This window comes from Vibrio sp. 2134-1 (assembly GCF_033339495.1).
This window is the reverse complement of the sequence record NZ_JAWOUS010000045.1, coordinates 1-10,379: the sequence shown is the minus strand read 5'-3', so window position 1 is coordinate 10,379 and position 10,379 is coordinate 1. Positions and strand designations below refer to the sequence as shown.

Below are 10,379 nucleotides of genomic sequence, written 5' to 3'. Positions count from 1 at the left end.
TCTCTTCCCGACTCGCTGTGTGACTTTCGTCTCACTCCGTGTCGGTGGATGCGCAGTATAGGGGGTTGAGAAATTAGCACAAGCGTTTTTTGCAAAAAAACTTTCAACCGAACAAATAACAAGCATTCTGCATAGATACTCAACGATCTTGTCTAATATTTCGGGTTGCAGAGGATCTTTTCATGATGAAACACCTGACTTCTGCATTAAAAGATCGCCGATTTCTTTGTGATTTCGGTTGCTGATCTTATCTCTCTTGGTTCTTTTTTCTCTTTCTACCTATATAAAAGATGAAAAAAAGAGCAGAACGATGACGAACTGCTCTTTTGGTCTTTGCTTTTTATTTGGGGTACTTCAGGTGAAGTCTTGGAAAAGTGTTTCTTCTGTATATAGAAGAAAAGATCAGAGCATCCTTGCCCTTCTCTTTACGACAGATTAGTTAGGGGTATATCTAAATGTCGTTATTGTTCGATGACGCATTGAGCTCGTAAGAGTGGAGCATGCTTGCATTCCCAATGGCGTCATCTTCGAGAGGAACTTAGTTCTTCAATACTTTTACGGTGTAGCTACCATCTTTTTGTTGGTATAGGCCGTGGATGTCGGTTTCGAAACCTGGGTAATGCGCACCGATCTCACAAAGCATCTCTAGGAAGTCCAGCACAAGGCGAGACTCTTGAGTCACCATTTCACCAGGAAGTACTAGTGGCACACCTGGAGGGTAAGGAAGGATCATGTTCGCACTTACGCGACCAACCATTTCTTCCAGTTTGATTTCTTCTACGTTACCGCGAAGCTCTTCTTGCCATGCTGCGTGTGGTGTTACTTTCATTTCTGGAAGAACATCGAACGCTTTGTACATTAGCTCTGGTAGGTTGTATTTCTTAGTTAGGTCATGAATTGCTTGTGCTAGTTCTTGAACGCGCATGCCTTCATAAAAGCTTGGATCTTCGTTGTATAGCGAAGGTAGGAAGCTCTTGATGGTTAGGTTCAAGTCGTAGCCACGTTTAAATTCAGTTAGACCGCGTAGCAATTGCATTGCTTTTGATTTGTCGATACCGATTGAGAATAGGAACAACAAGTTGTATGGACCTGTTTTCTCTACCACGATGCCGCGCTCGTCTAGGAATTTAGCCACCAGCGAAGCAGGAATACCTGATTCTTCTAGTTCGCCTTCTTTATTCATCCCTGGAGTCAGTAGCGTTACTTTGATTGGGTCAAGATACATGTGGTTATCATCCATGTTCTTGAAGCCGTGCCATGTGTCGCTAGGGTCTAGTTTCCAACATTCTGTGGTATCGATGTTTTCTGGTTGCCATACATCGAAGAACCAGCTGTCGCTTTCTGCTTCTAGACGTTTGATCTCTTTACGGAAGCGGATTGCGCGATCGATAGAGTCTTGCATCAACTTCTTACCAGTGTTGCCGCGCATCATTGCCGCTGCAGTTTCAGTAGAAGCAACAATGCCGTACTGAGGTGAAGTTGAAGTGTGCATCATGAATGCTTCGTTGAAAGATTCTTTATCAAAGTCGCCTTTCACGTGAATCATTGAAGCTTGTGAGAACGCTGCCAACAGTTTGTGTGTTGATTGTGTTTCGTAGAACACTTTGCCTGGCATCGCTTCACCACTCATACCACATTTACCTTCGTAAATTGGGTTGAAGTTAGTGTAAGGCACCCAAGCACTGTCGAAGTGGATGTGTTTACAATCTAGCGACTCTTTGATGAATTGCGTATTGTACAACAGACCATCGTAAGTTGAGTTAGTCACTACTGCGTAAGTTGGTGCTGTTGCACCTGGTGTTTTCGCCACTTTCTCTGCAATGACATCGCGGCTGAATTCGCTTTGTGGAATACCACCAAGGATGCCGTATGCGTTACGAGTTGGGCGGAAGTAGATTGGTGTCACGTCGCTCATCATCATTAGGTGAGTCAGAGATTTGTGACAGTTACGGTCAACCAGTACTGTGCTGCCCGCAGGTGCTGAGTACATGCCAACAATTTTGTTCGATGTAGACGTACCGTTCGTTACGATGTACGAGCTGTCTGCATTGAATGTACGTGCGATGTATTCTTCTGCATCTTTATGTGGACCTGAGTGGTCTAGTAGAGAACCTAGTTCAGGCATTGAAATTGATACGTCCGCTTTGAATGTGTTTGGACCGTAAAAATCGTAGAAGATGCTACCAGCAGGGCTTTTCTGGAATGCAGTACCGCCCATGTGACCTGGAGTACAGAAGGTGTATTTACCTTCTTCTACGTATTTGAATAGCGCTTTAGTGAATGGAGGCATGATGGCATCTTTGTATGCCTCAGTCGCTTGGTTGATTTTGATAGCGATGTCGTCAGCCATACCTAAAGCGTACTCGAAGAAGCTCACGTTTAGACGTAGGTCTGTTAGTGAAATGTCTAGAGTAGACTGTTCGTTAGCAAATGCGTGAACAGGCAGTTTTTCGTTGATTTGGCTGATACGTTCACATAGCTCTAGTGAGTATTTATCCCAGTCGAACAGCACACCGCAAATGCGTGGGTTCATCTCAATCATTTTGATCAAGTCTTTATCATCTACTGGGTAAACCACTTCGTAGCCCGCTTTCTCAAGAGCAGCGTGAAGTTGACGAACTGGCTCTTCTTTAAAGAACACACCCATGTGGTTCAAGATAGCGAATATATTCATTTGGACATCTCCAAGGCGAATGAGGGCGCTCTTTGCCATTTACAGGCAATGAGTAAGGTGAGCGCCGCGTGAATTTGGGTTTTATGGGCTGGCACCGTAGTGCCAGCGTTTTGGGGATTAGTTGCTTGCTTGGGCAGGCATGTCGTCAGCGTGCATTTTCACGTACTGAGCAAGACCTGCTTTTTTGCTGTAGAACATCAAGATAACTAGAGACACGATGAAGGTTGCTGTTAGCGTACCGCCCTCTGCACCAGCTAGTGCGATGAAGCAGAACAGACAAGCCACACCAGAGAACAGCATTACGAAGCCGTTGCGTGTTGTCATACCTTCGAAGCGAATCAAGTTAATGCTTGAGTAGAAGTAAGGCAGCATAGTTAGTAGAACTGCGTCAGTCGTTAGTTGGTTGAACAGATCTGATGCGTGTGCTGTTTTAGAGCTGAAGAACATCAGTACAACCGTCAGTGCAGTCATCTTGATTGACGCAAGGATTAGACCTTTCTTAGGCACACCGTTTTTGTCAGTTTCGCCGTAGATTTTAGGGAAGTTGCCATCGCTCGCGGCACGTTTACCAGCCTCGCCCACCAGCATCATCCAAGAACCTAGCGAAGTGAAACATGCTAGTGCTGTGAATGCTGATACGAATGGTGCAGTCCAGCTACCGAATAGCTCAGTGGTTGCCAATGCAAATGGCGCACCTGATGCCGCAACTTCTGACGCTGGGAACATACCGCTGATCATTTGAGTTGATAGGATGTAAATCACACCTGCGATACCAGTACCCAACATAGTTGCTAGTGGTACAGTACGTTTAGGGTTTTCTACCATACCAGTCGATACCGCTGCTGATTCCACACCTACGAATGACCATAGACAGATAAGAACCGCAGTTACTACCGCGTGGCTGTCAGTGCCTGCTGATACGTTCCAGTTTTGGCTGTAAAGCGCAGTGTCGAAGTGTGTCCAACCAAATGTAGCTGTACCAACAACAGGGATAAGGATAAGAACTAGACCAAGCGTACATAGACGGCTTACCCAGCTACCACCAAGTAGGTTGACGAAAGTGAAGATCCATACCGATGCAATCGTCGCAATACCTGCTGGGATTGGGTTATTAAGCACAGGGAAGAATACTGAAAGGTAAGAAACACCTGTAATGGCAATAGCCAGGTTACCAATCCAGTTCGCGTGGTAATAAAGAACGCCCGTTTGGAAACCAAATACCGGAGACACTTCGCCAGCATAAGCGATAGGACCACCTTCTTGTGGGTTTTTGGTTGCCAGACGAGCGTAAACAAACGCCAGACTCAGTGCACCGACCAAACAGATCAGCCAACTGAAGATTGAAACAGAGCCTACAGAGGCAAGACTAGAAGGTAATAGTGCAATACCACTACCCATCATGTTACCGGCTACGACACCCGTACAGGCAATAAGGCCGATTTTTTTCGCATTCGATGACATAACATCTCCAAATCTATTCTACTCGAGTCAACATGACTCAAACTGAATGGTTATTAGCGAGATGCTATGAGGAAAAACCTGCTCGACCTCGCTAAATTTCGAAGTGAAGACTACGCCCAAAAATCGGGAAAAAAATAAACTTGGTGTTATCAATAAAATGATTAGTTCATCAACATCAAGTTGAGATAAACATGATAAACACAAAAATATAAAATTATATTATTCATACGATTATAAGAAAAACATCAAACCTTCTACCGATAGATAAACTCTCATCAACTCGTTGGTCATCGCGATAAAAGTTATCAACCTCTATCAACTTCCCCATCCCGAAGGGTTAATTCCCTGAAGTGTTGATTCCATAAATCTCTCCCTGATCGCGCTTTTTGACCCACATCAATATTCATCTCGCCTGCAAGAAAGCATCAAAATCATTCTCGCCACATAACTCAGCCAGACACTTCATACAATCAATAGAGATAGAGAAGCAAAGCGGGTATGTATTCCCGTTACAAGCTTGCGTTGTTAGCTCCTTCGTAAGTCATTGGCCCACCGCCTCACCCTTTTCACTTTTCGACAGCGACAAAAAAGCCCCTCATCGAAATGAGGGGCTAGCATTAGACTGACGTTGAGTCCGAGAGAATTAAAGCATTCGAACGACAGAAGGGTGAACGGCGCGATACATGGCGTAATCAATCGCCTTCATGTTACTTGGGAAGACCAAGTTTTCGCACAGCAGGTACGTCTCAACCGACGTATCAATATAGAAAGCTTCACTGTAAGACTCACTGGCCAAATCCAGATCACCATCCAATTCGGCGTGCTTACCGCGAATCACATAGGAAAGCACTGAATCACGTAACCTCAATGCCTGTCCGAGATGCCGCTTGGCTAACGCCATGTCACCAATGATGGTTTCGTGCAGTGCTAAAGCTTCATAAATTCGCGGTTGAATTGGCCCCACCATCATTTTCACATTAGTCTCTAGTGCTTCACTGAGCTGCTGCATTCGCCCTTTCTTCAACTCCTGTGAGAAATCAAGTGCCTTTTGTACATGGTAAGCAATCAACAACTCAGCTTGAACGTAAGCATTATCCGGCTCGATTTCTAAAATGTTTTCCATCAAGTCGATACCTTGGCGGAATTGTTTAGTATCAGAGACATTAAGGTAATGGTTAGCCTGAACAAACAACTCCAACGCGTCGGGATTCATTGGCATTCCCGCCACCAGCATCGTAGATTTCAATTTGGCATCCGACACTTTCAGCACTTGCATCAAATCCAACGACGCTTGTTGAAGCACTGTCTTTAAATGACTACTGGTTAACGCGTATTGACGACTAAACAACACTTTCTCAGATGAGTTATTGCGATATTCCACCTCTAAAAAGCTGCCACCGTCATTCTCACGAACTCTCACCACAACCGATTTACCAGGCACAATGCCAGAAGTAAACGACGCCTTCTTTAGCATGACTCGGTAATCACTGACTTGAGCAATGTCGGACATCAACTTTTGGGCGAATCCGTCTGCCAAATCGTAGCTTAATCCTTCATTCGTAAAATTATCTTGAAACTTGAACTCAATCAGATGGGTATCGATGGCTTGGGTAATACGCACTTCCGATTGCTTGTAGGTAAACACGCCCATCACTACGACCAACATACTGATCCAGATGAAGTTCATAATTCCCAATCGCCAAGGACTGATTTTGTTTTTGCTCTGAGGGGCTTTTTTCTCTTTTGACATCTCGCAGACCGCGCGAGTTAGAGGACCGGCAGGAAAGGTAACGGCTGGTGCTATAGGTAGACAATCCTCTTCCGATTCTTCAACCGAAGGTGGGATCTCTTCATTTTGCCGACTTGTGACAAACTCTTCATGCGTCATAGCAACCACGTTCGCTACCAGCTTATAGCCACGCTTGGGCACCGTGATAACGTAGTTGGTATTTTCCTCTCGACCGTCACGTAGTAGCTTACGCAACTCAAAGATGGATTGAGTCACCACTTGATCGGTCACAATCGCTCCAGCCCAAACGTACTGAATCAATTCCTCGCGGTTGAACACCTCATTCGCATGCTCCGCTAAGAAGTGCAAAAGATTAATTAAGCGTGGCTCAACAGTAACTTCCCTATCTTGTCGATACAGCTTATTTTCATCAACGCTCAAAACCCAGTCATTGATTTGAAAATAGACTCCAACCATGTATGAAAACTCTCGTATCTACAGACAGCGTTACGCTAGGAATCAGACAATGGTCGATTCCTACAAGTAACTAAAGGCAAGATTATAGGTGGGAAAGCAGCGTGTACCTAGAAAAGCAAGTCGCCAAAAATGCAAACTTAAGTTAAGTGATGCAAGAATGAGACTACTCAAGTGCTGCGAGGATAGAGCAATGTGTGGCGTCATCGTCTGTATGACCACAACAAGCATCATTAATCTTCTTTAACGCTCGGCGAATTTTCGTCAGCTCGTTAATTTTCCCATCAATCAGCTCTAACTTAGCAGAAGTAATGGCTTTTACCTCTGCACAGCTGTGTTCTGTCGCTTCTAACTTAATTTCTAACAGGTCTTTAATTTCATCCAGACTCAAGCCAAGATCTTTACCTTTGAGGATAAAGTGCACCTGCTTTTGATTCTCTTCATCATACAAGCGGTAGCCTGATTCGCTTCGCCCTGCGGGTTTTATTAGCGCGTTTTTCTCGTAGAAACGCAATGTATCGGCAGTCACACCACAACGTTTTGCCAGTTCACCTATCTGAAACATAACTTTCCCTATTAACTATCTCGTTACTTTTAAAGCTAAAGAACGACTTTTTTGCAATTATTTTTGAGATGCCAAACGATTGCGCGAGCTTTTTTGTAATAAATTGGTTAGAATACGCGCCATCAAATGTGGAGACTGTTTTCTAACCAGAAAACACCCTGCAAAGGTCTTTACCAAAACTGGCCAATATTTTACCCCAAGAGGTAAAAACAAGTTCATTTTTGGCAAACATCTTTAACTCCGTGAATTTGAGGAAAATGGAAGCATGAATAACGCTCGTCCTATTCGCCGTGCGCTTATCAGCGTATCAGACAAAACAGGTATTGTTGAGTTTGCGCAAGCTCTTGCTGAGCGCGGTGTCGATATCCTATCTACTGGTGGTACAGCTCGCCTACTTGCCGAACAAGGCATCGCCGTAACTGAAGTCTCTGACTACACTGGTTTCCCAGAAATGATGGACGGCCGCGTTAAAACGCTTCACCCAAAAGTTCACGGTGGTGTGCTTGGTCGTCGTGGCCAAGATGATGACGTGATGGAAAAGCACGGCATCAACCCTATCGATATGGTTGTCGTAAACCTATACCCATTCGCAGAAACCGTTGCCAAAGAAGGCTGTACACTAGCCGACGCTGTTGAAAACATCGATATCGGCGGCCCAACCATGGTTCGTTCTGCAGCGAAAAACCACAAAGACGTGACTATCGTTGTTAACGCAGGTGATTACGGCCGCGTAATTGCAGAGATGGACGCAAACGAGAAGTCTCTAACACTAGAAACTCGTTTCGACCTAGCTATCGCAGCATTCGAGCACACAGCATCTTACGACGGCATGATCGCAAACTACTTCGGCACTATGGTTCCATCTTACGGTGAGAACAAAGAAGGTGATGAAGAGAGCAAATTCCCTCGTACGTTCAACCAACAGTTCGAGAAGAAGCAAGACATGCGCTACGGTGAGAACAGCCACCAAGCAGCCGCATTCTACGTTGAAGCAAACCCACAAGAAGCATCCGTTTCTACTGCTCGCCAAATCCAAGGTAAAGCCCTTTCTTACAACAACATCGCAGACACGGACGCAGCGCTTGAGTGTGTGAAAGAGTTCAACGAGCCAGCATGTGTAATCGTAAAACACGCAAACCCATGCGGTGTTGCTCTAGGTAAAGACATCCTAGAAGCGTACAACCGTGCTTACCAAACTGACCCAACATCTGCATTCGGCGGCATCATTGCATTCAACCAAGAGCTAGATGCTGAAACAGCAACCGCTATTGTTGAGCGTCAATTCGTTGAGGTCATCATCGCTCCTTCCGTTTCTGCTGAAGCGATTGAAGTGGTTGCAGCGAAGAAGAACGTACGTCTACTAGAGTGTGGCGAGTGGTCAACGAAGACAACGGGCTTTGACGTGAAACGCGTCAACGGTGGTCTACTGGTTCAAGATCGCGACCAAGGCATGGTAAGCCTAGACGACCTTAAAGTGGTTTCTAAGCGTCAACCGACAGAAGAAGAGCTTAAAGATGCCCTATTCTGCTGGAAGGTAGCGAAATACGTGAAATCTAACGCGATCGTTTACGCGAAAGGCGACATGACTATCGGTGTGGGCGCAGGCCAAATGAGCCGCGTTTACTCAGCGAAAATTGCCGGCATCAAAGCTGCAGACGAAGGCTTAGAAGTTGCCGGTAGCGTAATGGCATCTGACGCTTTCTTCCCATTCCGCGACGGTATCGATGCCGCAGCAGAAGCCGGCATTAAGTGCGTAATTCAGCCAGGTGGCTCTATGCGTGACGACGAAGTTATCGCAGCAGCAGATGAGCACGGCATGGCGATGATCTTTACCGGTATGCGTCACTTCCGCCACTAATCCTCTCGTCTTCACTGGGACGATAACTGCGTTGACGGCGTTCACTTATCCTAATCACATAGCATACTATGCTCATAGGAATAAGTTCACTTGTCGCCTTGTCCTCGTCCCATTGAATTAGAGAGGCCATACTCAGGTCTTTGCGAAATATCTGAGTTTGAGCAAACGGTATTTATAAGATTAAGGATTTTCATATGCGAGTTTTAATCATTGGTTCAGGCGGTCGTGAACATGCGCTAGGCTGGAAAGCAGCGCAAAACCCAAATGTTGAGACTATTTTCATTGCTCCAGGCAACGCAGGTACAGCACTAGAGCCAAAACTAGAGAACGTAAACATCGATGTAGAAGACATCGCTGGCCTTGTTGCTTTCGCCAAAGAGAAGGCGATTGAACTGACTATCGTTGGCCCAGAAGCACCATTGGTTATTGGTGTGGTTGATGCGTTCCGCGAAGCTGGCTTACCAATCTTTGGCCCTACCCAAGCCGCAGCGCAACTTGAAGGCTCTAAAGCGTTTACTAAAGACTTCCTTGCTCGTCACCAAATTCCAACAGGTGCCTACGCGAACTTCACTGAAATAGAGCCAGCTCTTGCTTACGTACGTGAGCAAGGTGCACCGATCGTAGTAAAAGCTGACGGCCTTGCTGCTGGTAAAGGCGTTATCGTAGCGATGACGCTAGAAGAAGCTGAGGACGCAATCAAAGACATGCTAGCAGGCAACGCATTTGGTGATGCTGGTAGTCGTGTCGTTATCGAAGAGTTCCTAGATGGTGAAGAAGCAAGCTTCATCGTGATGGTGGATGGTGAGAACGTTCTGCCAATGGCCACCAGCCAAGACCACAAACGCGTAGGCGACAAAGATACGGGTCCTAACACCGGTGGCATGGGAGCATACTCTCCAGCTCCAGTGGTAACACAGGAAATCCACAACCGCATCATGGAAGAAGTGATTTACCCAACAGTACGTGGCATGGCCTCTGAAGGTAACCCTTACACTGGTTTCCTATACGCGGGTCTGATGATCGACAAAGACGGCACTCCGAAAGTAATCGAGTACAACTGCCGCTTCGGTGATCCTGAGACACAACCTATCATGATGCGCATGGAATCGGATCTTGTTGATCTGTGTCTAGCGGCAATCGACGAGAAACTGGATCAAGCGGAATCGAAGTGGGATCCACGAGCATCGATTGGTATCGTGCTAGCAGCCGGTGGTTATCCAGCAGCGTACAACAAAGGCGACGTTATTTCGGGTCTGCCACAAGTTGAAATTGAAGGCGAAAAAGTCTTCCATGCAGGTACAGATAACAAAGATGGCGACATCGTGACAAACGGTGGTCGCGTTCTTTGTGCAACCGCACTTGGCAACAGCGTATCAGAAGCGCAGCAGCGTGCTTACGAGCTTGCAAAACAGATCAGTTGGGATGGCATGTTCCATCGCAACGATATCGGCTACCGTGCAATTGCACGTGAGCAAGACAAATAAAAACAACATAAGTTGGCTAAAAAACAAAAGGCGCACTCAGCGCCTTTTTTTATTGTTCTGTGCCGTCCTAAATAAGGTTGACACTTTCCACCCCCAAAATTGGAGAGTGTTATGAAATCAACAACTAAAAGAAC

Annotated in this window: 6 protein-coding genes; 2 read left to right on the top strand and 4 right to left on the bottom strand. The window is 45.9% G+C overall.

The genetic code is table 11. The annotated features are described in order from the left end of the window. Positions 1 to 538: 538 nt before the first annotated feature. From R7R78_RS23260 to zntR, 4 genes are all read right to left on the bottom strand, one after another. Positions 539 to 2,674: a lysine decarboxylase CadA gene (locus tag R7R78_RS23260; protein WP_225474302.1), complete on the bottom strand. Its 2,136-nt coding sequence runs from the start codon at positions 2,672 to 2,674 to the stop codon at positions 539 to 541. Positions 2,675 to 2,791: 117 nt separating this feature from the next. Then, on the bottom strand, positions 2,792 to 4,135 hold the full coding sequence (gene cadB / locus R7R78_RS23255) for a cadaverine/lysine antiporter (protein WP_225474301.1): 1,344 nt from the start codon (positions 4,133 to 4,135) through the stop codon (positions 2,792 to 2,794). 643 nt (positions 4,136 to 4,778) lie between these two features. Next, positions 4,779 to 6,341, bottom strand: coding sequence for a lysine decarboxylation/transport transcriptional activator CadC (cadC, locus tag R7R78_RS23250; protein ID WP_151514382.1), 1,563 nt, complete (start codon positions 6,339 to 6,341; stop codon positions 4,779 to 4,781). A gap of 163 nt (positions 6,342 to 6,504) precedes the next feature. Then, positions 6,505 to 6,903 (bottom strand): Zn(2+)-responsive transcriptional regulator, encoded by a 399-nt coding sequence (gene zntR / locus R7R78_RS23245; RefSeq protein WP_005382529.1) that lies wholly within the window; start codon positions 6,901 to 6,903, stop codon positions 6,505 to 6,507. 265 nt (positions 6,904 to 7,168) lie between these two features. Here zntR and purH point away from each other — a divergent pair, with 265 nt between their 5' ends. Together purH and purD are read left to right on the top strand one after the other, a co-directional pair. Further along, positions 7,169 to 8,761: a bifunctional phosphoribosylaminoimidazolecarboxamide formyltransferase/IMP cyclohydrolase gene (gene purH, locus R7R78_RS23240; RefSeq protein ID WP_225474300.1), complete on the top strand. Its 1,593-nt coding sequence runs from the start codon at positions 7,169 to 7,171 to the stop codon at positions 8,759 to 8,761. A gap of 194 nt (positions 8,762 to 8,955) precedes the next feature. Continuing rightward, the gene (gene purD, locus R7R78_RS23235; RefSeq protein WP_213869023.1) at positions 8,956 to 10,245 is read left to right on the top strand and encodes a phosphoribosylamine--glycine ligase; all 1,290 of its coding nucleotides are present in this window, start codon (positions 8,956 to 8,958) and stop codon (positions 10,243 to 10,245) included. Positions 10,246 to 10,379: the final 134 nt, after the last annotated feature.